Raw genomic sequence first — 23,929 nt, 5'->3', positions numbered from 1 at the left:
CGGTGCGCGGTCAGTAGGCGGGCAGGGTGCGGGGGCCGAGATCGTCCCGCGCGGGAGGGGGTGCGAGGCGGACGGAGGCGCCGAGGACGCTCAGTCCGCGCGGAGCGACGACCACCGGTTCCAGGGTGACCGCGACGACCTCCGGGTGGTCGTCGACCAACCGGGAGACCCGCAGCAGCAGCTCCTGGAGGGCGGGGGTGTCGACCGGGGCCGAGCCGCGCCAGCCGAAGAGGAGGGGCGCCGTGCGGATCGAGCGGACGAGCGTGGTGGCCTCGCGGTCGGTGACCGGAATCAGCCGGTGGGCCATGTCGCCGAGCAGCTGGGTGGCCGCCCCGGCCAGCCCGAACGAGAGCACGGCGCCGGCCGCCGGGTCGATGACCGCGCGTACGACCGTGTCGACGCCGCGCGGTGCCATGCCCTGCACCACCGGCCGCAGCTCGGCGGGCGTCCCGAACAGCTCGGTCAATTCGGCGTAGGCCCGTCGCAGTTGCTCCTCGTCCGCCAGGTCCAGGCGTACGCCGCCCAGGTCGGCGCGGTGGCGCAGGTGCGGGGCGGTGGCCTTGAGGGCGACGGGGTAGCCGAGGGTCCGCGCGGCGGCCGCGGCGTCGTCGGGGGTGGGGGCGGGCAGCGCGCGGTGCACCTGGATGCCGTACCTGCCGAGCAGCTCGCAGGTCGCCTCGCCGCCGAGGGTGAGGCCCTGTCCGCGCGCGAGGTGCGCGGCGATCAGCTCGGCGGCGCCCTTCTCGTCGATGTCCTCGTACTCCGGGACCTTGCCGGGGTCGGTGGCGTCGCGCCGCCACTGGGCGTAGGCGACGGCCTGGGCGAGGGCCCGGACGGCGCGCTCGGCGGCGGGGTAGGCGGGGATGAGGTGGGCCCCCTCGGGGGCCTGGACGGAGGACGACCGCCGGTCCGGGGCGGCGGACCGGGGCTCCCCCGGGTCGCTCGCGGCGGACCGAGTCTCCCCGGGGCCACTCGTGGCGGCCCGGACTCCGTCGGGGCCGCCCGTCGCGGACCGGGGCCCCTCGGGGCCGGTCGCGGCAGACCGGGGCTGTTCGGAGCTGCTCGCGGCAGACCGATGCTCCTCGGAGCTGTTGGCGGCAGACCCGGCCTCCCCTGCGCCGCCCGCACCGGACGGGGGCTCGTCGGGGGCGCTCGCAGCGGACCGGGGCTCGTCGGGGGCGCCCGTCGCGGCCTGCGGGGCCGTGCTCGCCGCCGCGGACAGGGCTTCGGCCAGGCCGCCCAGCTCCACGTGGACCACCAGGACGGGCTTGGCGGGCACCGCGGCGGCCGCCGAGCGCAGCGCCTCCGCCAGCGCGGCGTCCCCGGCCGGGCCCTCCCCCACCGTCGGGATGGCGGTCACGACGACCGCGTCGCAGGTGTCGTCGGCCAGGGCACGGGAGAGGGCCGCGTGGAAGTCGTCCGCCGAGGCCGCCGTCGTCAGGTCGAGGGGAGGGTGCGGCCGCAGCCCCTCGGAGAGGCAGGCGTCGTACGTCAACAGGCCCAGGGACTCGGAGTTCCCCAGGATCGCCACCCGCGGTCCGGCGGGCAGCGGCTGCCGCGCGAGCAGCAGCCCCGCGTCGACCAGGTCGGTGATCGTGTCGACCCGGATGACGCCGGCCTGCCGCAGCAGCGCGGAGACCGTCGCGTGCGGCAGCCGCGTCGCCCGTACGGCGTGCCCCTGCGGTGCCACCCCGCCGTGCCGGGCTCCCTGGACCACGACCAGCGGCTTGACGGCCGCCGTCCGCCGCGCCAGGCGGGTGAACTTGCGCGGGTTGCCGATGGACTCCAGGTACATCAGCGCGACGTCGGTCTCCGGGTCGTCGTACCAGTACTGCAGGACGTCGTTGCCGGAGACGTCGGCCCGGTTGCCGGAGGAGACGAAGCTCGACACGCCGGTGACGCCGGTGACGCCGCCGCCGCGCCGGTGCAGCCGGGACAGCAGGGCGATGCCGATGGCGCCGGACTGGGCGAACAGGCCGATCCGGCCGGAGCGCGGCATCTCGGGGGCGAGGGAGGCGTTGAGCCGCACCCGGGGAGAGGTGTTGATGATCCCGAAGGCGTTGGGTCCGATGATCCGCATGCCGTACGTGCGCGCCTGCCGTACCAGGGCGCGCTGGCGTTCGCGCCCGTCGGGGCCGCTGTCGGCGTATCCGGCGGAGATCACCACGAGGCCCTGCACCCCGTGCTCACCGCACTCGGTGACCACGTCGGGGACGTGCTCGGCGGGCACGGTGACGACGGCGAGGTCGACGGGCCCGTCGATGTCGCGCACCGACCGGCGCGCGGGGATCCCGTCGAGTTCCTTCTGGTCCTCGGTGAACGCCCTGTTCACGGCGTACAGCCGGCCCGGGTAGCCGGCGTCCCGGATGTTGCCGAGGATGCTGCGGCCGACGCCGCCGGGCGCGCGGCCGGTGCCGACGACCGCCACCGAGCCGGGCTGCAGCAGCCGCTGGACGGAGCGCGCCTCCGCGCGGTGCTCGCGCGCGTACTGCACGGCGAGCGAGCGGTCGGTGGGTTCGAGTCCGAACTCCAGGCGGACCACGCCGTCCTCGAAGCTGCGCTTCTGCGTGTACCCGGCGTCCATGAACACCTTGATCATCTTGGTGTTGGCGGGCAGCACCTCGGCGGCGAAGCGGCGGATGCCGCGCTCCCGGGCGACGGCGGCGATGTGCTCCAGCAGCGCGGAGGCGACGCCGCGCCCCTGGTGGGCGTCCTGGACGAGGAAGGCGACCTCTGCCTCGTCGGCGGGGGCGGAGGCGGGCGTTCCACCGGCGCCGATCCGGTCGTAGCGTACGGTGGCGATGAACTCGCCGCCGATGGTGGCCGCGAGTCCCACCCGGTCCACAAAGTCGTGGTGCGTGAAGCGGTGGACGTCCTTGGCGGACAGGCGAGGGTACGGCGCGAAGAAGCGGTAGTACTTCGACTCGTCGGAGACCTGCTCGTAGAAGCTGACCAGGCGCTCGGCGTCATCAACGGTGATGGGGCGGACGCGCGCGGTGCCGCCGTCGCGCAGCACCACGTCGGCCTCCCAGTGGGCGGGGTACTCGTGCCGGTCCGACGAGGTCTGCATGGGCCCCAGAGTACGGCTCGCGTACGACAACGGCGCGAGGCAGTCTGTGGAGGGCGGGAGCCCGGACCGAGGCCGCGGTCCGGCGACCCGCGCGGGAGGCGCACGGCGTCGTCCCGGCACGCTTCACGATGTGGGAAACTGGTCTAGACAAGACTGGTCTAGACAACCTGAAACCCGGAACACCTGAAGGGCAGCATCACATGGCTGAGCGCCGCGTCAACGTCGGCTGGGCCGAGGGCCTCCACGCCCGCCCCGCCTCCATCTTCGTCCGAGCCGCCACGGCCACAGGCGTCCCGGTGACGATCGCCAAGGCCGACGGCTCCCCCGTCAACGCGGCCTCCATGCTGGCCGTCCTCGGCCTCGGCGCCCAGGGCGGCGAGGAGATCGTCCTCGCCTCCGACGCCGAGGGCGCGGACGTCGCCCTGGACCGGCTGGCGAAGCTGGTCGCCGAGGGCCTCGAGGAACTCCCCGAGACCGTCTGACCGACGGCGGCATCGAAAAGGCCCGCCCCGACGCTTTCCGCGCCCGGGCGGGCCTTTCCCTTTCCGCTTTCCCGGCAGCTCTCGGGCTCCAAGGGGAAAAGGGCAGCACAAAACAGCCCCCGGAATTCCCTTCCCTTTGTATACGGTGCCCGTGTTAATGCCGCAGGCTCGGTGTGTTTACGGGACGTTGCGAGTTCCTCACACGCTCCGTCCGTTCACCGCCGGAGGCGAAGCGCAGCCGGTGCGCCGGCGTCGACCGCTCGGTGTGCTGCGCCATGAGCGCCCGCGCGCGCTCGCCGTCACCCCGGGCCACCGCGTCGACGACCGCGCCGTGCTCCGCCCAGCACTCCACCGGGTCGGCCGACGCCTCCACGACGTACATCCAGGCGATCTTGTGGCGCAGCTGGGTCAGCAGGGCCGTCAGGGAAGGGCTGCCGGTGGCCTGGGCGAGGGTCTCGTGGAACCACCCGCCGAGTGAGCGCAGGTCCTCGCTGTTGCCCTGCCTGGCACGCTCCTGTCCCAGCCGCACCAGCCCGCGCAGCACCTTGAGGTGCGCCTCGGTGCGGCGCCGGGCGGCCCGGGAGGCGCCGAGGGGTTCCAGGAGCGCCCGGGTCTCCAGCAGGTCGGCGGCCTCCTGCCCGGTCGGTTCCGCGACGCACGCGCCCGCGTGCCGCCGGGTCACCACGAAGCCCTCGGCCTCCAGGGTGCGCAGGGCCTCACGGACGGGGACGCGGGAGACGCCGTAGCGGCGGGCGAGGAGTTCCTCGGTGAGGCGGCTGCCGCGCGCGTGGACGCCGGAGACGATGTCGTCCCGGATCGCCGTGCACACCGAGTGCGCCGGAATACGCATGCCCGACCTCCGCCTTAATCCCCGTGAAACGTCGACGATTGACGCGTGTTCAGTGACTCTAGGCCAATGCGGCGGACATTCCGACGGCGGGACGGATTTCATGGATATTTTTTGGACAAGGGACGGGCCCGGACCGTGCGCCGGAAAGGGAAAACCCCGGCTCGGTGAGCCGGGGTCCTCGGGTGCTGCCGTACCGTCCGCCGTCAGAGGTTCACGCCGTGGGAGCGGAGGTAGGCGACGGGGTCCATGTCCGAGCCGTACTCCTGGCTCGTCCGGGCCTCGAAGTGCAGGTGCGGCCCGGTGACGTTGCCGGTGGCGCCGGAGAGGCCGATCTGCCGGCCCGGCTCGACCGACTGGCCCACCGAGACGCCGATGGACGACAGGTGGCCGTACTGCGTGTACGTGCCGTCGTGCATCTTGATCACGACCTGGTTGCCGTACGCCCCGCCCCAGCCGGCCTCGACGACGGTGCCGGCGCCGACCGCGTGCACGGTGGTGCCGCTGGCGGCGTGGAAGTCGATGCCGGTGTGGCTGCCGGAGGACCACAGGGAGCTGCCAGCCTGGTAGGCGGTGGAGACGTAGGAAGCGGTGATCGGCGGCACGAAGGTGTTGAGGCGCTTGCGCTCCGCCTCGCGCGCGGCGCGCTCCTTGGCCTCGCGCGCCTGTTCGGCGGCCTCGGCGGCCCGCTCGCGCGCGGCCTCCTGGGCCGCCTGACGGGCGGCGGCGTCCAGGGCGGCCTGCTTCTGCGCGGTGGCCTGGGCGTCGATCTCGTCGGCTATGGAGTCGCCGATGGTGATGACCGGGGTGAGTCCGCTCTGCTCCGGCGCGGGCTCGGCGGCGAGCGCCGGAGCGGCGAGGGTGCCGACGACGCCGGTGGTGGCGAGGGCCGCGACGCCCGCCGCGCGGGCGGTGGTGCGGTGCATGCGGCCGGGGCGGCGGTGCTTCCCGGTGGCGCGCGTGAACGCCATGTAGAGGCTGGTCCTTTCCTTCCCTCTCGCCTACCGGGTTAGCTGACGGGTTCGGAGGTGGAAGGTCTCCTACGGACCCCCTCGCTGCACGCGCGGGCGCCCGATTCACCCCAGGGACTGCGATGGGTCCCCGGCTCCCCTGGCTCGCGCCGTACGGGGACTCGGCGATGACTGTCCGGTGCCGCGGGTGCGGCGCACTGCCTGACGAACAGCCCGGAAGACGCTAAACGCGGCTGTCTTCAATCCTCAAACGCAACTGGCCTTTTGTAGCGCATGCCACAGGGCAGACAGGCAGCCTCTCCCTCAATTCGGACAAAAGGCGGCCCTGGTGACACTTGGGTCACCAGGGCCACCGCGCGCGTGTGTGCCGCTACTCGGCCGCCACCACGGTGACTTCACCGATGCCGAGGGCCTCGACGGGCTCCTTGATCTGCGCCGCGTCACCGACGAGGACGGTCACGAGGCGGTCCACCGGGAAGGCGTTCACGACCGCCGCCGTGGCCTCCACGGTGCCCGTGGCGGCGAGTTGGCGGTAGAGCGTGGCCTGGTAGTCGTCGGGCAGGTGCTGCTCGACCTGGTCGGCCAGCGTGCTCGCCACGGCCGCCGCCGTCTCGTACTTCAGCGGCGCCACGCCCACCAGGTTCTGCACCGCGACGTCCCGTTCGGCGTCGGTGAGGCCGCCCTGAGCGAGCGTCCGCAGCACGGTCCACAGGTCCTGGAGCGCGGGGCCCGTGTTGGGGGTGTCGACGGAGCCGCTGATGGCGAGCATGGCGGCGCCCGTGCCGTCGGGCGCGGACCGCAGCACCTGCCCGAACGCCCGTACGCCGTAGGTGTAGCCCTTCTCCTCGCGCAGGACGCGGTCCAGGCGCGAGGTGAGGGTGCCGCCCAGGCAGTAGGTGCCGAGCACCTGCGCCGGCCACACGCGGTCGTGCCGGTCGGAGCCGGTGCGGCCGATCAGCAACTGCGTCTGTACGGCTCCGGGGCGGTCCACGATGACGACCCGGCCCCGGTCGTCGGCGGTCACCGGGGGCACGGGGCGCGGCTCGGCGGCGGAGCCGGTCCACGTGCCCAGCGTCTCGCCGAGCAGCGCGTCGAGGTCGACGTCGGTGAGGTCGCCGACGACCACGGCGGTGGCCGTGGCGGGGCGGACGTGCTTCTCGTAGAAGGCGCGTACGGCCGCCGAGTCGATGTTCTCGACCGTCTCCTCGGTGCCCTGGCGGGGGCGCGACATGCGCGACCCGGCCGGGAACAGCTCCTTGGAGAGTTCCTTGGCGGCGCGGCGGGACGGGTTGGCCAGCTCGTGCGGGATCTCGTCGAGCCGGTTGCGGACCAGGCGCTCGATCTCGCTGTCCGCGAAGGCGGGCGCCCTGAGGGCGTCGGCGACCAGGCCGAGCGCCTTGGCGAGCCGGGAGACGGGCACCTCCAGGCTCAGCCGGACGCCGGGGTGGTCGGCGTGCGCGTCGAGGGTGGCGCCGCAGCGCTCCAGTTCGGCGGCGAAGTCCTCGGCGGAGTGCTTGTCGGTGCCCTCGGAGAAGGCGCGCGCCATGATCGTCGCGACGCCGTCCAGACCGGCCGGCTCGGCGTCCAGGGGCGCGTCGAGGAGCACCTCCACGGCGACGACCTGCTGGCCGGGGCGGTGGCAGCGCAGCACGGTGAGACCGTTGTCGAGGCTGCCGCGCTCGGGGGCCGGGAACGCCCACGGCTTGGGCTCTCCCGCCTGCGGCCGCGGGTGGAATTCCATGGTGGCGAGCTCGGTCACTTGGCCGCCTCCTCGTTCTCGTCGGTGGCGTCGGAGTCGTGGGCGGTGTTCTCGTCCGCGGAGGCGGTGGGCTCGTAGACGAGCACCGCGCGGTTGTCGGGGCGCAGGCGGGCCTTGGCGACCTCCTGGACCTCCTCGGCGGTCACCTCCAGCACCCGCTGCACGGCGGTGAGGGCGAGCTGCGGGTCGCCGAACAGGACGGCGTACCGGCACAGTTCGTCGGCGCGGCCCGCGACCGTGCCCAGCCGGTCCAGCCACTCGCGCTCCAACTGGGCCTGGGCGCGCTCCATCTCCTCGGCCGTGGGACCCTCCTCGGCGAACCGGGCGAGCTCCTCGTCGATGGCGGTCTCGATGACCGGCACCTCGACGTCGCCGGACGTCTTCACGTCCAGCCACCCCAGGGAGGGCGCCCCGGCCAGTCGCAGCAGGCCGAACCCGGCGGCGACGGCCGTGCGGTCGCGGCGCACCAGCCGGTTGTACAGGCGGGAGGACTCGCCGCCGCCCAGGACGGTGAGGGCCAGGTCGGCCGCGTCGCACGCGCGCGTGCCGTCCTCCGGCAGGCGGTAGGCCGCCATCAGGGCGCGGGCCGGGACCTCCTCCTCGACGACCTCGCGCAGCTGCCCGCCCATGACGTCGGGCAGCGAGCCGTCGCGGGGCGGCTGCTTGCCGTCGTGCGAGGCGATGGAGCCGAAGTACTTCTCGATCCAGGCGAGCGTCTGCTCGGGGTCGATGTCGCCGACGACCGAGAGCACCGCGTTGTTGGGCGCGTAGTAGGTCCGGAAGAACGCGCGCGCGTCCTCCAGGGTGGCCGCGTCCAGGTCGGCCATGGAGCCGATCGGCGTGTGGTGGTAGGGGTGGCCCTCCGGGTAGGCGAGCGCGGTCAGCTTCTCGAACGCGGTGCCGTAGGGCACGTTGTCGTAGCGCTGGCGGCGTTCGTTCTTGACGACGTCCCGCTGGTTCTCCATCGACTCGTCGTCCAGGGCGGCCAGCAGGGAGCCCATGCGGTCGGCCTCCAGCCAGAGGGCCAGTTCGAGCTGGTGGGCGGGCATGGTCTCGAAGTAGTTGGTGCGCTCGAAGCTGGTGGTGCCGTTGAGCGAGCCGCCGGCCCCCTGCACCAGCTCGAAGTGACCGTTGCCCTTGACCTGGGCGGAGCCCTGGAACATGAGGTGCTCGAAAAGGTGAGCCAGGCCGGTGCGCCCCTTGACTTCGTGGCGCGAACCGACGTCGTACCAGAGGCACACCGCGGCGACCGGGGTCAGGTGGTCCTCGGAGAGCACCACGCGCAGGCCGTTGGCCAGGCGGTGCTCGGTCGCTGTCAGGCCGCCGGAGCCTGCCTGGGCGGTGGCCGTGTGACCCATGGGCATGTACGTCCCTTCGATCGCGGAATCCTTGGCGGAAACACTGGGTGGATCATTGGGCGGAACTGCGGAATTCCGCCGATCCTGCCACTGTATGCAAGCGTGCGGGACCCCGGTGGAGTTCCCGGGCCCCGTACGCCGAGAGCGAGATCGGGACCGGCGGCCCGCGGCGGACGAAGGTCCGCGGCGAGGGCGTACCCTGCGGGCAGCGCCGGGCCGGGCAGCCCGTGACGGGTCCTGGTCGGTCGCTGTCAGTGCCGCGGTCCACAATGGACCGCGTCAGATCACCGTTCACGCTTCAGCAAGGAGCCGGCAGCGATGGCCCGCCGTAGCACGAAGACCCCGCCGCCCGACGACTCGTACGAGGAGAAGATCCTCGACATCGACGTCGTCGACGAGATGCAGGGCTCCTTCCTCGAGTACGCGTACTCGGTCATCTACTCCCGTGCGCTCCCCGACGCCCGCGACGGCCTCAAGCCGGTGCACCGCCGCATCGTGTACCAGATGAACGAGATGGGCCTCAGGCCCGAGCGCGGCTATGTGAAGTGCGCCCGCGTCGTCGGCGAGGTGATGGGCAAGCTGCACCCGCACGGTGACGCGTCGATCTACGACGCCCTGGTGCGCATGGCCCAGCCGTTCTCGATGCGCGTGCCGCTGGTGGACGGCCACGGCAACTTCGGCTCGCTGGGCAACGACGACCCGCCGGCCGCCATGCGGTACACCGAGTGCCGGATGGCCGAGGCGTCCAGCCTCATGACGGAGTCGATCGACGAGGACACGGTCGACTTCGCCCCCAACTACGACGGCCAGGAGCAGGAGCCGGCGGCGCTGCCCGCCGCATTCCCGAACCTGCTGGTCAACGGCGCGTCCGGCATCGCGGTCGGCATGGCGACGAACATGCCGCCGCACAACCTGCGCGAGGTGATCGCGGCCGCCCGGCACCTGATCCGGTACCCGAACGCCGACCTCGAAGCCCTGATGAAGCACGTCCCGGGCCCCGACCTGCCCACCGGCGGCCGGATCGTCGGCCTGCCCGGCATCCGGGACGCCTACGAGACGGGCCGCGGCACCTTCAAGATCCGCGCGACGGTGTCCGTGGAGACGGTGACGGCCCGCCGCAAGGGCCTGGTCGTCACCGAGCTGCCCTTCGCGGTCGGGCCCGAGAAGGTCATCGCGAAGATCAAGGACCTGGTCGGCTCGAAGAAGCTCCAGGGCATCGCCGACGTCAAGGACCTCACCGACCGCGAGCACGGCCTGCGCCTGGTCATCGAGATCAAGAACGGCTTCGTGCCCGAGGCGGTCCTGGAGCAGCTCTACAAGCTGACGCCGATGGAGGAGTCCTTCGGCATCAACAACGTCGCCCTGGTGGACGGCCAGCCCCTCACCCTGGGCCTCAAGGAGCTGCTGGAGGTCTATCTCGACCACCGCTTCAACGTCGTACGGCGGCGCAGCGAGTTCCGCCGCGGCAAGAAGCGCGACCGTCTGCACCTGGTCGAGGGCCTGCTCACCGCGCTGATCGACATCGACGAGGTCATCAGCCTCATCCGCTCCAGCGAGAACAGCGCCCAGGCCAAGCAGCGCCTCATGGAGCGCTTCTCGCTGAGCGAGATCCAGACCCAGTACATCCTGGACACGCCGCTGCGCCGGCTCACCAAGTACGACCGTGTCGAGCTGGAGGCGGAGAAGGAGCGGCTGAACGCGGAGATCGAGGAGCTGTCCCGGATCCTCGACTCGGACGCCGAGCTGCGCAAGCTGGTCTCCACCGAACTGGCGGCGGTGGCCAAGAAGTTCGGCACCGACCGGCGTACGGTCCTGCTGGAGTCGTCCGGCGCGCCGGTGGCCACCGTGCCGCTCCAGGTCGCCGACGACCCGTGCCGGGTGCTGCTGTCCTCCACGGGACTGCTGGCCCGCACGGCGAACGACGCGCCCCTGGTCACGGAGGCCGGCGCCAAGCGCGTCAAGCACGACCTGATCGTCTCGGCGGTGCCGGCCACGGCCCGCGGCGAGGTGGGCGTGGTGACGTCCGCCGGGCGCCTGCTGCGGGTCAACGTGGTGGACCTGCCCCAGCTCCCGGAGTCCATGCCGACGCCGAACCTCTCGGGCGGGGCGCCGCTGGCGGAGTTCGTGTCCTTCGAGGACGACGAGGACGTCGTCTGCCTGACCACGCTCGACGAGTCGTCGCCGGGTCTGGCGCTCGGGACGGAACAGGGCGTCGTCAAGCGCGTGGTGCCCGATTACCCGTCCAACAAGGACGAGTTGGAGGTCATCACCCTCAAGGAGGGCGACCGCGTCGTCGGCGGCGTCGAGCTGCGCACCGGCGACGAGGACCTGGTCTTCATCACGGACGACGCGCAACTGCTGCGCTACCAGGCCTCGCAGGTCCGCCCGCAGGGCCGTCCGGCCGGCGGTGTGGCGGGCGTCAAGCTCGCCGAAGGGGCGAAGGTCATCTCCTTCACGGCGGTGGACCCGGCCGCGGACGCCGTGGTGTTCACGGTCGCCGGTTCGCGCGGCACGCTGGACGACTCGGTCCAGACCACGGCCAAGCTCACGCCGTTCGACCAGTATCCGCGCAAGGGCCGCGCCACGGGCGGTGTGCGCTGCCAGCGGTTCCTGAAGGGCGAGGACTGCCTGGCCTTCGCCTGGGCGGGCGCCACCCCGGCGCTCGCCGCCCAGAAGAACGGCACCCCCGCACAGCTCCCGGAGACCGACCCGCGCCGCGACGGCTCGGGCGTGTCGCTGCCGAAGACGGTGGCGGTGGTGGCGGGACCGGCCTAGGGCCTGTCTGACAATTCCCGCCTGCCTCGCGACGCCATGCACGCACTCTCGCCGCACCGGGCGCAGAGCCGAGTACATCCAGTACGAGGCTCTACGCCCGGCACGCCGAGAGCACGCACCTGACGCCGCGAGGCCGCCCTCCGGGCGACGACGCGAATTGTCAGACAGGCCCTAGGGCTCCTGGGGCGCGGGCGGTTCGGCGTCCGCGTCCCATCCGTCGAGGTCCTCGCCATCGGGGTCCTCGGTTGCCCGCTCCCCGGGGTCCGGATCGGGCACGTAGCGCAGGACGCCCCACATGCCGTGCTCGTCGGCGTCGGGCGCCTCGGCGTCCCGGCGGCAGGCGTCGAGTTCCTGGCCGAGGGCGGCGGCGTCGATGCCGGAGCCGATGAGGACGAGCTGGGTGCGGCGGGTATCGGCGGGCCCCCAGGGCTCCGGGTAGAAGCGCAGGAAACGCCCCACGGCGTGGACGGCGTACCGGTTCCGCGTGTCGTGGGGACCGAAGTCCACGTACCCCTTGATCCGGTACAGGCCCTCGGGGCGGCTGTCGAGGAACCTCATGAGCCGGCGCGGGTCGAGCGGCAGGTCGGAGACGAACGACAGGGTGTCGTAGGCGGCGTGCAGGTGCTCGGCGTGGGCGCCGTCCCTGGAGTGGTCGTACAGGTCGTCGAAGGACAGCTGCCCCACGCGCTCCTCGCTCGGCCGGCAGTCGTAGAGGAACTCCGGGTCGATGCGGCCGTAGGTCGCGGGCACTACGGCGGCGCCGTCCGCGAGCGAGTGGACGAGGGCGAGCACGCGCTCGGCGTCGGGGGCGCGGTCGGTCTTGTTGACCACGATCAGGTCGGCGAGCGCCAGGTGCCGGTCGATCTCGGGGTGCCTCTCGCGCGTGGCGTCGAACTCGGCGGCGTCGACGACCTCGACGAGCCCGCCGTAGACGACCTCGGGCTGTTCGCTGGCCAGCAGCATCCGCACCAGCTCCTGCGGCTCGGCGAGGCCGCTGGCTTCGATGACGATGACGTCGATGCCTGCCTCGGGGCGGGCCAGCCGCTCCAGGTATCCGTCGAGTTCGCTCGCGTCGACGGCGCAGCACAGGCAGCCGTTGCCGAGCGAGACGGTGGAGTCGCCCAGGGCGCCGGCGACGGCCATCGCGTCGATCTCGATCGAGCCGAAGTCGTTGACGATGGCGCCGATACGGCTGCCTCCGCTGCGGTGGAGGAGGTGATTGAGGAGTGTGGTTTTTCCGGAGCCGAGGAATCCGGCGAGTACGACGACCGGAATCTGCTGCGGAGTCGGGCGCTGGCCCACCGTGCGACCTCTCTCTCACCCAGGCGTACGCCCGCCCTCGGCAGGGCGTACACCCACGTACGGACTTGCCGGCTCAGGATACGAGTCGGCGCGGCCCGCCCGATGTGAACGATTGTTAGCGGCGCTTGCTGGGCAGACGTCTTGCATGGCGCCGGACTGTGCGACCCTCGCTTCCCTCCGTGCGCCGCCTCTCCGCCTCCCCGCCGGTCAGCGCCGCTCGGCACTCTGGAGGCGGCAAGCGCCGCCCATCGCTCGCCGGTCCCCGTCAGCCGACCCGCACTCGACGACCGGCGGGCGGTCGCCTGATTCGGGGGTTGACATGGTCACACGGAAGAACGTCACGGGGAGGTTCGGCTCCGCCGCGGCGGGGGTGCTGTTCGCCACGGCCGGAGTGACTCTGGCCGCGCGGCAGCGACGGCTGGAGGCACGGCGCCTCGAGGTGAGGCGGCTGGAACTGGAGGAGCTGGCCTCCCGGCGCCGGACACTGGCCCACCAGCAGCGCATGCACTGGGAACTGCTCGCGAGGGCGATCGACGACCCGTCCCTGGCCGCGGTGATCGACACCTACGACAAGGACATCCCGGCACAGAAGCGCCGCCAGTTCTTCTACGCCAACGCCTGGTACGTCAACCTCTACCACCTCTACGAGGCGGGACTGCTGGACCAGGAGGAACTGTTCGGGCGCCTGCGCGAGATCTTCCAGACACCGTTGATGCGGGAGTACTGGGCAGCGTCGAAGGCGCAGCGCGCCACGCTGAAGGAGACCTCCGACGAGACCCGGATCGGCGCGATGGTGGACGGCCTCATCAAGGATCTGGACGAGGCCGACACCGACGAGTGGTGGGTGGTCGGAACCCCTCCGTCTTCCTGAATTTCCGGAGAGACCGCAGGTCAACTAGGGCGGGCGAGTGATACTCCCGAGTGATTTCCGGCCGCGCGCCACACGGGTCCCACTGATCACAGTAACGTTCTGCCGACCAGTGTGCCCACCCTGTGTAAGGACCGGTACCCCTTGAAGATCGTGCGCCGCATCGGTGTGCCTCCAAGTTCGCGTGGCAGTACCTCGGGAGCCAATTGCCCGGATCTCTTCGAGCTGAGCGACGGCAATTTCGCCGTGATCGGCACGGAGGCCACGGAGGCGCTCGAGCGTGAGCTGCCCGCCGATGCCTCCCGCGCGGACTACGAACGCATCGTGGTCATCAGCCGGGAGACCCTGATCCGCGCCAAGGCGGACATCCCGGACGCCTGAGCCCGCGGGGTACGCGTCCACCCGGACCCGTCCCGTCGCCCGCCCCACCCCGGCCGCCCGCAACCGCCCGCCGCGCCGGACGATCCGCCCGTCGAGCCCCGGCACCCCGTCCCCGCTCGACGCCCCGCCGATGAGGCCTGGCGCCCGATCGGCACCAGGCCGCTCGCACACTCGGTCCACCGCCTGCCCCAGGGCACGCCCGACCTTGCCCCCCGGCCCGCCCCTCCACCCGGGCCCCGGGCCGCCTCCACCACGGTCGGAGCAGCCCCCGAGCGCGGCTGGAAGTCACCTCGACGCAAGTCAGGTTAGGCTCACCTCTGTGAGTACCTGCTCAACCGCTTCCCGGGACTTCGACGAACCCGTCGCGGGCACCGCGCCCGTCGCGAGGACCTGGTTGCTGCTCGAGCAGCCCGGCCCGTGGGGCGCCAAGGCGCTCACCGCGAGCCACCTGGAACCCTCACTGGGGCGTGCCCTGGAGGCGGCGGTGAAGGGTACGGGCGTACGCGTCGCGCTCATCCGCAGGCCCGGACGCCACGCGGACCGCCACACCGGCGCCGAGCGCCGGGTGTACGCGGCCCACACCGTGCCGGGAAACGTGTGGCTGCACGGCACCACGATCAGCGACCCCTTCAGGTTGCTCGACCTCGATCTCGCCGCGCTCGGCAAGGGCGATGCGCGTTCCTTCGACTCGGTGCTGCAAGGCGGCCCCCACCTCGGTGATCCGCTCGCCCTCGTCTGCACCAACGGCAAGCGCGACCGGTGCTGCGCCCTCCTCGGCCGGCCACTGGCGGCCGAGCTCGCCGCGTCCGGAGACGCGGACGTCTGGGAGGTCACCCACCTGGGTGGTCACCGCTTCTCCCCGACGGTCCTGGTGCTCCCGCACGGCTACGCCTACGGCCGGGTCCAGGTGCACTCCGTCAAGGAGATCCTGCACGGGGTGCGGGAGGACCGGATCGTCGTCCAGCACTGCCGCGGGAACTCCGCGTGGGAGCGCCCCGGACAGGCCGCCGAACTGGCCGTGCGCTCGGCCGTCGGCGAGGAGGCGGCCCAGGCGCTGAGCGTCGTACGGACGGACGGTGCCGCACCGCGCTGGGAGGTGACCCTGGCCCACGCCGACGGACGGCACTGGCGGGTCACCGTCGCGCAGGGCACCGCCGCGCCGCCGCGACCGGAGAGCTGCGGGGCGTCGGTGCTGGGCTCACCCGCGCGGATGGAGGTCACGGCGGTACGGGAACTGTCGGTGACGGCGGCCCTCGCGAGCTGACGTGCGGGGCCGGAGGACACAGCTCCGGGACGCCGGAGCGACGCCGCGACGCCGCGAGCGACGGGCGCCGAGGCCACGGGCCCACGGCCCCCGACGACGGGACGACGGGCGCGAGGCCACGGCCCCACGGCCCCACGGCCCCCGACATCGGAGCGGCCGACGGCTGGGGCCCGGCCGCGCGCACCCGCGCCGCGGGCCCTCGGGAGGTCCGCGGCGCGGCCGCCAGGAGATCCGCGCCACACCCCGCTACGACACGCATCCCCGCCCACGTACCGTCATGAGCATGAGTTCCACTCCCCCCGCACGCCGCCGGCGCCTCGGCCTGCCCCGGCGGGTGTTCTCGCAGGTGCTGCTGATGCAGCTGGCGATCGCCGCGGGGGTCGCCGTACTCGCGACCGGACTGTTCCTGGCGCCGCTCGGCGACCAGCTGGACGACCAGGCGATGCGCCGGGCGCTCGCCATCGCGCAGACCACCGCGCAGCAGCCGCAGGTGGCACGGGACCTGCGGACCACCCGTCCGGCGCCCGACGGGCCGGTGCAGCGGGAGACGGAGCGGATCCGGAAGGCCACCCAGGCGGAGTACGTCGTCGTGATGGACCGGCAGGGCGTGCGGTGGTCGCACACCGACCCGGCACGGATCGGCGAGATCGTCTCGACCGACCCGGGCCAGGCCCTGTCCGGCCGCGAGGTCATGGAGATCGACGACGGCACCCTGGGCCGCTCCGCACGCGGCAAGGTGCCGCTGCGCGACGGCGACGGCGACGGCGACGGAACCATCGTCGGCGCGGTCTCGGTCGGCATCGCGTACGACAGCGTCCGGGCCCGGCTGATCCACGCCATCCCCGGGCTGTTCGCGTACGCCGGCGGCGCGCTGGCCGTGGGGGCGCTGGCGGCCTGGCTCATCTCACGCCGGGTGCAGCGGCAGACGCGCGACCTGGCCTTCTCGGACATCGCGGGACTGCTCGCGGAGCGCGAGGCCATGCTGCACGGCATCCGGGAAGGTGTCGTCGCCCTGGACCGCGGCGGCCGGATGCGCCTGCTCAACGACGAGGCGCAGCGTCTGCTGGGCATCGGCGCCGAGGCGGTCGGACGCTCCCCCGACGAGGCGCTCGGCGCGGGACGTACGGCCGACGTCCTGGCCGGCCGGGTCTTTGGCACCGACCTGCTGACCGTGCGCGGCCAGCGCGTCCTGGTCGCCAACCGGATGCCCACCGACGACGGCGGCGCCGTCGCCACCCTGCGCGACCGCACCGAGCTGGAGCAGCTCGGCCGGGAGCTGGACTCCACGCGTGGCCTGATCGACGCCCTGCGCGCCCAGGACCACGAGCACGCCAACCGCATGCACACCCTGCTGGGGCTGCTCGAACTGGAGATGTACGACGACGCCGTGGAGTTCGTCGGCGAGGTGGTCGGCGACCACCGGGTGACCGCGGAGCAGATCACCGAGCGGATCAACGACCCGCTCCTCGCCGCCCTGCTGGTCGGCAAGGCGACCGTCGCGGCGGAACGCGGGGTCGCCCTGTGGGTGTCGGACCGGACGCGGCTGCCCGACCGCCTGGTCGATCCCCGGGGGCTGGTCACGATCGTCGGCAACCTGGTCGACAACGCGCTCGACGCCGCCGCGGGGACACCACACGCGCGCGTGGAGGTCGAGTTGCGTGCCCAGGGGCGCTCGGCCACGCTCCGGGTGCGGGACACGGGGCCCGGCATCCCGGCGGCACACCGCGAGCTGGTGTTCACGGCGGGCTGGTCGACCAAGGAGCCTCCGGCGCACCGGCAGCGCGGTATCGGGCTGTCCCTGGTACGCAGGCTGGCCGAGCGGCAGGGTGGCAGCGCCACCGTGGACGAGGCGCACGGCGGGGGCGCGGAGTTCACCGTCGTCCTGCCCGAGGCCCTGGCCGAACCGGACCCCGAACCCGTACGCGCCGCCCCCGCCCCGGCAACCGTCCCCGCCACCCCTGTGAACACCGCTGCCGAGGAGGAGTCCCGATGATCGAGGTCCTGGTCGTGGACGACGACACGCGGGTCGCGCGGGTCAACGCCGCGTACGTCGAGAAGGTGCCGGGCTTCCACGTCGCCGGACAGGCGCACAGCGCGCTGGAGGCGCTCCGCGGCGTGGAGACGCTGCCCCGGGTGGATCTCGTCCTGCTGGACCATTACCTGCCCGACCGGACGGGTCTGGAGGTGGTCCAGGAGATGCGGCGGCGGGGTCATCAGACCGACGTGATCATGGTGACGGCGGCGCGGGACGTGTCGACCGTCCAGGCGGCGATGCGCCATGGCGCCCTGCAGTACCTGGTCAAGCCGTTCGCCTTCGCGGGGCTGCGCGGCAAGCTGGAGGCGTACGCGGAGCTGCGGCGCACCCTCGACGGCGGCGGTGAGGCGGAGCAGGCGGAGGTCGACCGCATCTTCGGCGCGCTGTCGGCGCCGTCGGAGCCGGGGCTGCCCAAGGGGCACTCCCCCACCACCGCGGAGCTGGTGCGCCAGTGTCTGATGAAGGCCGACGGCCCCCTGTCCGCCCAGGAGATCGCCGAGCGGACGGGAGTGAGCCGCCAGACCGCGCAGCGCTACCTGAAGCTGCTGGAGCGCACGGGCCGGGCGAGGCTGACCCTCAAGTACGGCGACGCGGGCCGCCCGGAGCACCGTTACACGTGGGCGACCCGCGCCTGAGCGGCCGCCCGGCCCTCGCCGTCCGGACCGGCTAGACGGCCCCCGCCCCGGTCAGCGACCGCACCTCCGTCTCGGCGTGCTTGGCCTCGTCAGGTACCTCTGGCGAGGTGACGGTGCCGAGCCAGCCCGCGAGGAAGCCCAGCGGGATCGAGACCAGGCCGGGGTTCTGCAGCGGGAAGTACTGGAAGTCGGCGCCGGGGAACAGGGACTGCGGGCTGCCCGACACCACCGGCGACAGCAGCACGAGCACCACGGCCGGGACGAGGCCGCCGTACACGGCCCACACCGCTCCGCGCGTGGTGAACCCGCGCCAGAACAGCGAGTAGAGCAGCACCGGCAGATTGGCGGACGCGGCGACGGCGAAGGCCAGGCCCACCAGGAACGCGACGTTCAGGTCGCGGGCCAGCAGACCGAGTCCGATCGCGACGGCGCCGATCCCTACGGCGGCGATCCGCGCCACAGCGACCTCGCTGCGCGGCTCGGCACGGCGCCGCCGCAGGGACGCGTACAGGTCGTGGGCCACGGACGCCGAGGAGGCCAGGGTGATGCCGGCGACCACGGCCAGGATGGTGGCGAACGCGACGGCGGCGACGACCGCGAACAGCACCGTTCCCCCGGTGGACCCCGCGCCCCCGCCCAGGTCGAGGGCGAGCAGCGGCACCGCCGTGTTCCCGGCGGCGTTCGACGCCCGTACGGCGTCCGGTCCGACCAGGGCCGCGGCGCCGAACCCGAGGACGATCGTCATCAGGTAGAAGCCGCCGATGAGGCCGATCGCCCAGACGACGGACCTCCTCGCCGCCCGGGCGGTGGGCACGGTGTAGAAGCGGGACAGGATGTGCGGCAGCCCGGCCGTGCCCAGCACCAGGGCGAGCCCCAGACTGATGAAGTCGATGCGCGAGGTCCAGTCCCCGCCGTACGCCAGCCCCGGCGCGAGGAACGCCTCGCCGTGACCGCTGTGCTCGGCCGCCGTGCGCAGCAACTGGTCGAAGTCGCCGTGGAAGCGCACCAGGACCAGGGTGGTCAGCGCGATCGTGCCGCCGAGCAGCAGCACCGCCTTGACGATCTGGATCCAGGTGGTGGCCCGCATCCCGCCCAGCGACACGTAGATCACCATGAGGGCGCCGACGCCGATGACGGTCCAGGTCCGCGCGGCGTCGGTCGTGCCGCCGAGCAGCAGCGCGACCAGGCTGCCCGCGCCCACCATCTGCGCCACCAGGTACATGACGGACACGGTGACCGAGGAGGTTCCCGTCGCGATCCGCACCGGCCGCTCCCGCATCCGTGCCGCCACGACGTCGGCGAGGGTGAACCGCCCGCAGTTGCGCACCAGTTCGGCGACGAGGAACAGCACGACGAGCCAGGCGACCAGGAAGCCCACCGAGTAGAGCATGCCGTCGTAGCCGTAGAGCGCAATGAGCCCCGAGATACCGAGGAAGGAGGCGGCCGACATGTAGTCGCCCGCGATGGCAAAACCATTCTCCATCGGAGAGAACAGCCGCCCGCCCGCGTAGAACTCCTCCGCCGAACCCTGCCGGTGGCGGCTCACCCACGTCGTGATCGCCAGCGTGACGGCGACGAACGTGCTGAACAGGAGCAGGGCCAGCGTCTGGTGGTCGCCCGTCACGACGCACCGCCCCGCACGCCGCGCGTCAGTTCCTGGGTGTCCCACCGCAGTTCGAGCGCGGCGCGGTCCCGGCGCAGCCGGGCGTGCCTGGCGTACGCCCAGGTGAGCAGGAAGGTGGTGAGGAACTGTCCGAGGCCGGCGACCATCGCCACGTTCACCGCACCGGCCACCGGCCGGGCCATCAGCGCGGGCGCCGTCGTGGCGGCGACGACGTAGGCGACGTACCACAGGAAGAAGGCGGCGACCGACGGCACGACGAACCCGCGGTACCGGCTGCGGACCTCCTGGAAGGCCGCGCTGCGCTGCACCTCCAGATACACGTCGGCCGCGGCCCGGGGCGGCTCCTTCGACGGCTCCGGGCGCACCGGGGACCGCGTCGGCCCGGGGATCCCCGCGTCGGCCGACTCGGCCCAGCCGGAGGCGAGGGCGTCGTACCACGGGTCTGCGTACTCCGGGCTCAGCGGTGCTCCGGCGGAGGGCCGGTCCGGGGCGTCGCGGTGGTCGACCGCGCTTTCGGGACCGCCCCCCGCGCCGGGGAGGCGACCGTTGCTTGACTGCATGCCCAAGGATGGACAGAACGGGAAGATCCCCGACTCTTCTTCCCTTCGCACTTCACCCCATCAGGTGATGGTTCCGCCTGATGTCGCGCACGAGGCCGGGCCCGGGATCTCGGTCCCGGGCCCGGCCTCGCGGCCGTGCGGTCTCACGCGTCGATGCGCGAGCGGTCCAGCGTCGCCGCCGAGCTGGAGATGAACTCCTTGCGGGGAGCCACGTCGTTGCCCATGAGCAGGTCGAAGACCTGCTCGGCGGAGTCCAGGTCGGTCAGGTTGATCCGGCGCAGGGTCCGGCGGCGCGGGTCCATCGTCGTCTCCGCCAGCTGGTCGGCGTCCATCTCGCCCAGACCCTTGTAGCGCTGGATGGAGTCCTTGTACCGGACGCCCTTGCTCTGGAACTCCATGAGGGTGTCGCGCAGCTCCCGGTCCGAGTACGTGTAGACGTACTTGTCCTGGCCCTTCTTCGGCTGGACGAGCTCGATGCGGTGCAGTGGCGGCACCGCGGCGAAGACCCGGCCCGCCTCCACCATGGGCCGCATGTAGCGGTGGAACAGGGTCAGCAGCAGGGTGCGGATGTGGGAGCCGTCGACGTCGGCGTCGGTCATCATGATGATCTTGCCGTAGCGGGCCGCGTCGATGTCGAAGGTACGGCCGGACCCGGCTCCTATGACCTGGATGATCGCGCCGCACTCGGCGTTCTTCAGCATGTCGGTCACGGACGACTTCTGGACGTTGAGGATCTTGCCGCGAATCGGCAGCAGCGCCTGGAACTCGGAGTTCCGGGCGAGCTTCGCCGTGCCCAGCGCGGAGTCGCCCTCGACGATGAACAGCTCGCTGCGGTCGACGTCGTCGCTGCGGCAGTCCGCGAGCTTGGCGGGCAGCGAGGAGGACTCCAGGGCCGTCTTGCGGCGCTGGGCGTCCTTGTGCTGACGGGCGGCGATCCGCGTACGGGCCGCGGCGACGGCCTTCTCCATGACCACGCGGGCCTGCTGGGCCGCGTCGCGCTTGGTGGAGGTCAGGAACGCCTTGAGTTCCTTGCTGATGACGTTGTTCACGATGCGGCGGGCCGCCGAGGTGCCGAGGACCTCCTTGGTCTGGCCCTCGAACTGCGGCTCGGCCAGGCGGACCGTCACGACCGCCGTGAGGCCCTCCAGTGCGTCGTCCTTGACGATGTCGTCCTCGGCGACGCGCAGCATCTTCTTGGTCCGCAGCACCTCGTTCATCGTCTTGGCCACCGCCTGCTCGAAGCCGGCGACGTGGGTGCCGCCCTTGGGCGTGGCGATGATGTTGACGAACGACTTGAGGGTGGTGTCGTATCCGGTGCCCCAGCGCATGGCCACATCGACGCCCAGGTCGCGGGTGACCTCGGTGGGCGTCATCTGACCGTGCTCGTCCAGGACGGGGACCGTCTCCTTGAAGCTGCCCTGCCCGCTGAAGCGGAGGACGTCGCAGACGGGCCGGTCACTGGCCAGGAACTCGCAGAACTCGCTGATGCCCCCGTCGAAGCGGAAGGACTCCTCGCCCTTGCTGCCGCCCTCGCCGAGCCCGTACTCGTCGCGGACGACGATGGTCAGGCCGGGCACCAGGAACGCGGTCTGCCGGGCCCGCTGGTGCAGGTTGTCCAGCGAGAGCTTGGCGTCCTTGAGGAAGATCTGGCGGTCGGCCCAGTACCGCACGCGCGTGCCGCTGCGGGCCTTGGGGATCTTCTTGGCCTTGCGCAGTCCGCTCTTCGCCTCGAACTTGGCGTCCGGCCCCGCTCCCGCGAACGCCCCGGGAACACCTCGCCGGAAACTGATGGCGTGCGTGTTCCCGTCGCGGTCCACCTCGATGTCCAGGCGGCTGGACAGGGCGTTCACCACGGAGGCGCCGACACCGTGCAGACCGCCGGAGGCGGCGTAGGAGCCGCCGCCGAACTTGCCGCCGGCGTGCAGCTTGGTCATGACGACCTCGACACCGGACAGGCCGGTCTTGGGCTCGACGTCGACCGGGATGCCCCGGCCGTTGTCCCGCACCTCCACGGAGGCGTCGTCGTGGAGGATCACCTCGATGTGGTCGCAGTAACCGCCGAGGGCCTCGTCGACGGAGTTGTCGATGATCTCCCACAGGCAGTGCATCAGGCCACGGCTGTCGGTCGATCCGATGTACATGCCCGGACGCTTGCGCACGGCCTCGAGCCCCTCGAGAACGAGCAGGTGCCGCGCGGTGTAGTTGGACCCGTCCCGGTCTGCTCCTGCCAGCAGCGCAGTGGACGGCACGGATGTCTCGGCGGTCACGCGGTTCGCTCCTCGCTGAATTTCAGATGGGGCCCCGCTGGGTAAGGGCGCGGCTCTGTTCACCGGTCAGAGGGTACCGATGCCTGGTAGAGCCCTTGTAACGCCACCCTCGTCGCGGACTCACCCTAGTCGAGGGTCGCATGCTTGTTCGATCCCTCGATGGGGTGAAGTGCACATCACGTTCCCTTCGAGGCATGAACCATTTAGGCTCCGGGCACGTCCTCATGAACAAACCGGCAACCCAGCCGGCGGGACTGACACTGACCGACTGCGCGAACCCGTACGACACACAGACACGCAATACGGCACATTCGCCGCCAACCGGCAACAGCCGGCCCCTCGGAAAGTTTTTTCGAGGAAAAGCCACGAGCGGGAACGTTTTGGGGCTGGTTGGATGTTGACCCTGGTACGACAGCTCGTCGAGCTAGAGAAGAGGCGACGTGACTACTGTTCTGACTTCCGCAAGCCCGCTGACGGCCGCCGATCGCTGCGACCGCTGCGGCGCCCAGGCCTACCTGCGCGTCGTCCTGCTGAGCGGCGGAGAACTGCTCTTCTGCGCCCACCACGGGCGCAAGTTCGAGCCGGAACTCAAGAAGATCGCCGCTGAGATACAGGACGAGACGGAGCGGCTCACGGCCGTTCCCGAGTCTTCCGCCGAGGAAGAGCGCTGACACTACGCGCCCGACGACGAGCCGAACCGGCACAGGCCGGTGAACGGGCGGCCGCCTCCGCATCCACGGAGGCGGCCGCCCGTGCTCGTGTCAGCGAGCCCTTCAGTGGCCCTCAGACGCCCTCGCGCTGCCGCGCGGCGGTGTCGTCCCATCCCAGCGTCCGCAGCACCGAGGACACGCGTGTGTACACGCCCGGGCTGCCCGGACGCCCGCAGCCGCTCCCCCAGGACACGAGCCCGATGAGCCGCCCCTGGGCGACCAGCGGCCCCCCGCTGTCCCCCTGGCAGGCGTCGCGGCCCCCGACGTCCTCCCCGGCGCAGAGCATCGTGCCGGCGCGGTAGCGGCCGTCGTCACTGCCCGGATACGCCTGCTCGCACAGCGCGTCGGAGAGTACGCGCACGCGGGCCGCCCGCAGGGCGTTCGCGTAGTCCCCGGCACCCGAGGTGTCCCCCCACCCGTAGACGAGCGCGCCCGTCTCCGGGGTGTACGCGGGGTCGCCCTCCGCGGCCATCCCTATGACCGAGCCGGCGGGCAGGGCTTCGGAGAGCGTGAGCACCGCGAAGTCACCGTCGTTGCTCGCGTCGTCGTGCGCCGGGTTGACCCAGACGTCACGCACGGGGATCTCCTGCCCCTCTCCGGACAGCAGGTCGGTGCGGCCGGCGATGATCCTCAGGTCGCGCACCCGCTCGGGCGGCGACCCGAGAACCTCCTCGCCCAGGCAGTGGGCCGCCGTGAGCACGGTGGTGCGGCCGACCGCCACTCCCCCGCAGAACTGTCCCGCCCGAGTACCCCCGAACCGGTCACGGCTGGAGAGGGCGACGGTCCACGGGCTGTCGGACACTTCGACCGGAAAACCCCCGACCACGATGCTGTCGGCGGTTGCGGGGGCGGCGGACACCAGCGGTATCGCGGTCGCCGCGGCCGCCAGGACCAGCGGCCGGGCCAGTGCCCGGGCAAAGAGGCGACGCATGCAGGCTCCTCACTCCGAGATGATGATGGAACACCCAGAGTGATCCAGCCCGCCGTGCCGCGCACCCGCTGATCAACGCGAAGGCCCGGT

General features: G+C 72.2%; 18 protein-coding genes and 1 riboswitch. Of the genes, 8 read left to right on the top strand and 10 right to left on the bottom strand.

Features of this window, described 5'->3' with window-relative positions; all coding sequences use genetic code 11:
* Nucleotides 1–10: 10 nt before the first annotated feature.
* Nucleotides 11–3,070, bottom strand: a complete 3,060-nt coding sequence (locus tag ACFIF2_RS16940) for a GNAT family N-acetyltransferase (RefSeq protein ID WP_395573471.1) — start codon at nucleotides 3,068–3,070, stop codon at nucleotides 11–13.
* A 200-nt stretch (nucleotides 3,071–3,270) separates the two neighbouring features.
* On the opposite strand from ACFIF2_RS16940, the gene ACFIF2_RS16935 reads away from it, so the two are divergent.
* Nucleotides 3,271–3,552, top strand: a complete 282-nt coding sequence (locus ACFIF2_RS16935; protein WP_064730219.1) for an HPr family phosphocarrier protein — start codon at nucleotides 3,271–3,273, stop codon at nucleotides 3,550–3,552.
* 154 nt (nucleotides 3,553–3,706) lie between these two features.
* On the opposite strand, the gene ACFIF2_RS16930 is transcribed toward ACFIF2_RS16935, so the two are convergent.
* The 4 genes from ACFIF2_RS16930 to ACFIF2_RS16915 form a co-directional block, all read right to left on the bottom strand.
* Nucleotides 3,707–4,402 (bottom strand): GntR family transcriptional regulator, encoded by a 696-nt coding sequence (locus ACFIF2_RS16930; protein WP_395573470.1) that lies wholly within the window; start codon nucleotides 4,400–4,402, stop codon nucleotides 3,707–3,709.
* A 203-nt stretch (nucleotides 4,403–4,605) separates the two neighbouring features.
* Nucleotides 4,606–5,370 carry a M23 family metallopeptidase gene (locus ACFIF2_RS16925; RefSeq protein ID WP_395573469.1) on the bottom strand — a complete coding sequence of 255 codons (765 nt, stop codon included), beginning with the start codon at nucleotides 5,368–5,370 and terminating at the stop codon, nucleotides 4,606–4,608.
* Between the two features lie 12 nt (nucleotides 5,371–5,382).
* Nucleotides 5,383–5,547, bottom strand: a riboswitch (cyclic di-AMP (ydaO/yuaA leader).
* A 193-nt stretch (nucleotides 5,548–5,740) separates the two neighbouring features.
* Nucleotides 5,741–7,129: a M16 family metallopeptidase gene (locus ACFIF2_RS16920; protein WP_395573468.1), complete on the bottom strand. Its 1,389-nt coding sequence runs from the start codon at nucleotides 7,127–7,129 to the stop codon at nucleotides 5,741–5,743.
* Nucleotides 7,126–8,493 carry a M16 family metallopeptidase gene (locus ACFIF2_RS16915; RefSeq protein ID WP_395573467.1) on the bottom strand — a complete coding sequence of 456 codons (1,368 nt, stop codon included), beginning with the start codon at nucleotides 8,491–8,493 and terminating at the stop codon, nucleotides 7,126–7,128. The genes ACFIF2_RS16920 and ACFIF2_RS16915 overlap by 4 nt, the downstream gene beginning before the upstream one ends.
* Before the next feature lie 312 nt (nucleotides 8,494–8,805).
* On the opposite strand from ACFIF2_RS16915, the gene ACFIF2_RS16910 reads away from it, so the two are divergent.
* On the top strand, nucleotides 8,806–11,262 hold the full coding sequence (locus tag ACFIF2_RS16910) for a DNA topoisomerase (ATP-hydrolyzing) subunit A (protein ID WP_395573466.1): 2,457 nt from the start codon (nucleotides 8,806–8,808) through the stop codon (nucleotides 11,260–11,262).
* A 171-nt stretch (nucleotides 11,263–11,433) separates the two neighbouring features.
* On the opposite strand, the gene ACFIF2_RS16905 is transcribed toward ACFIF2_RS16910, so the two are convergent.
* A complete protein-coding gene (locus ACFIF2_RS16905) occupies nucleotides 11,434–12,564 on the bottom strand; it encodes a CobW family GTP-binding protein (RefSeq protein WP_395573465.1) in 1,131 nt (376 codons plus the stop codon).
* A 319-nt stretch (nucleotides 12,565–12,883) separates the two neighbouring features.
* Between ACFIF2_RS16905 and ACFIF2_RS16900 the strand changes: the two genes are divergently transcribed.
* The 5 genes from ACFIF2_RS16900 to ACFIF2_RS16880 all read left to right on the top strand — a co-directional run bounded on the left by ACFIF2_RS16900 (nucleotide 12,884) and on the right by ACFIF2_RS16880 (nucleotide 17,747).
* Nucleotides 12,884–13,435, top strand: a complete 552-nt coding sequence (locus tag ACFIF2_RS16900) for a DUF6082 family protein (RefSeq protein WP_395573464.1) — start codon at nucleotides 12,884–12,886, stop codon at nucleotides 13,433–13,435.
* Between the two features lie 141 nt (nucleotides 13,436–13,576).
* Entirely contained in the window at nucleotides 13,577–13,813 is a 237-nt protein-coding gene (locus tag ACFIF2_RS16895) for a hypothetical protein (RefSeq protein ID WP_079187841.1), read from the top strand.
* Nucleotides 13,814–14,132: 319 nt separating this feature from the next.
* Complete coding sequence (locus ACFIF2_RS16890) at nucleotides 14,133–15,077, top strand: sucrase ferredoxin (protein WP_395573463.1); 945 nt, start codon at nucleotides 14,133–14,135, stop codon at nucleotides 15,075–15,077.
* A 283-nt stretch (nucleotides 15,078–15,360) separates the two neighbouring features.
* Nucleotides 15,361–17,070, top strand: a complete 1,710-nt coding sequence (locus ACFIF2_RS16885) for an ATP-binding protein (RefSeq protein ID WP_395573462.1) — start codon at nucleotides 15,361–15,363, stop codon at nucleotides 17,068–17,070.
* Nucleotides 17,067–17,747: a response regulator gene (locus tag ACFIF2_RS16880; protein WP_395573461.1), complete on the top strand. Its 681-nt coding sequence runs from the start codon at nucleotides 17,067–17,069 to the stop codon at nucleotides 17,745–17,747. The genes ACFIF2_RS16885 and ACFIF2_RS16880 overlap by 4 nt, the downstream gene beginning before the upstream one ends.
* A gap of 31 nt (nucleotides 17,748–17,778) precedes the next feature.
* Here the strand turns inward: ACFIF2_RS16880 and ACFIF2_RS16875 are convergent, their stop codons facing one another.
* From ACFIF2_RS16875 to ACFIF2_RS16865, 3 genes are all read right to left on the bottom strand, one after another.
* Nucleotides 17,779–19,371, bottom strand: coding sequence for a cation acetate symporter (locus ACFIF2_RS16875; protein ID WP_395573460.1), 1,593 nt, complete (start codon nucleotides 19,369–19,371; stop codon nucleotides 17,779–17,781).
* Nucleotides 19,368–19,931: a DUF485 domain-containing protein gene (locus ACFIF2_RS16870; RefSeq protein ID WP_395573459.1), complete on the bottom strand. Its 564-nt coding sequence runs from the start codon at nucleotides 19,929–19,931 to the stop codon at nucleotides 19,368–19,370. Before ACFIF2_RS16870 ends, ACFIF2_RS16875 begins: the two co-directional genes overlap by 4 nt.
* A 143-nt stretch (nucleotides 19,932–20,074) precedes the next feature.
* Complete coding sequence (locus ACFIF2_RS16865; protein ID WP_395573458.1) at nucleotides 20,075–22,198, bottom strand: type IIA DNA topoisomerase subunit B; 2,124 nt, start codon at nucleotides 22,196–22,198, stop codon at nucleotides 20,075–20,077.
* A 440-nt stretch (nucleotides 22,199–22,638) separates the two neighbouring features.
* Between ACFIF2_RS16865 and ACFIF2_RS16860 the strand changes: the two genes are divergently transcribed.
* Nucleotides 22,639–22,869: a hypothetical protein gene (locus ACFIF2_RS16860; RefSeq protein ID WP_031035360.1), complete on the top strand. Its 231-nt coding sequence runs from the start codon at nucleotides 22,639–22,641 to the stop codon at nucleotides 22,867–22,869.
* Nucleotides 22,870–22,981: 112 nt separating this feature from the next.
* Here ACFIF2_RS16860 and ACFIF2_RS16855 read toward each other — a convergent pair whose 3' ends face one another.
* A complete protein-coding gene (locus tag ACFIF2_RS16855) occupies nucleotides 22,982–23,839 on the bottom strand; it encodes a S1 family peptidase (protein ID WP_395573457.1) in 858 nt (285 codons plus the stop codon).
* Nucleotides 23,840–23,929 lie beyond the last annotated feature (90 nt).

This window comes from Streptomyces sp. BK79 (assembly GCF_044142145.1).
Lineage (GTDB): Bacteria > Actinomycetota > Actinomycetes > Streptomycetales > Streptomycetaceae > Streptomyces.
Note: the sequence above shows the minus strand (reverse complement) of the source record. Positions and strands in the feature narration are given on the sequence as shown.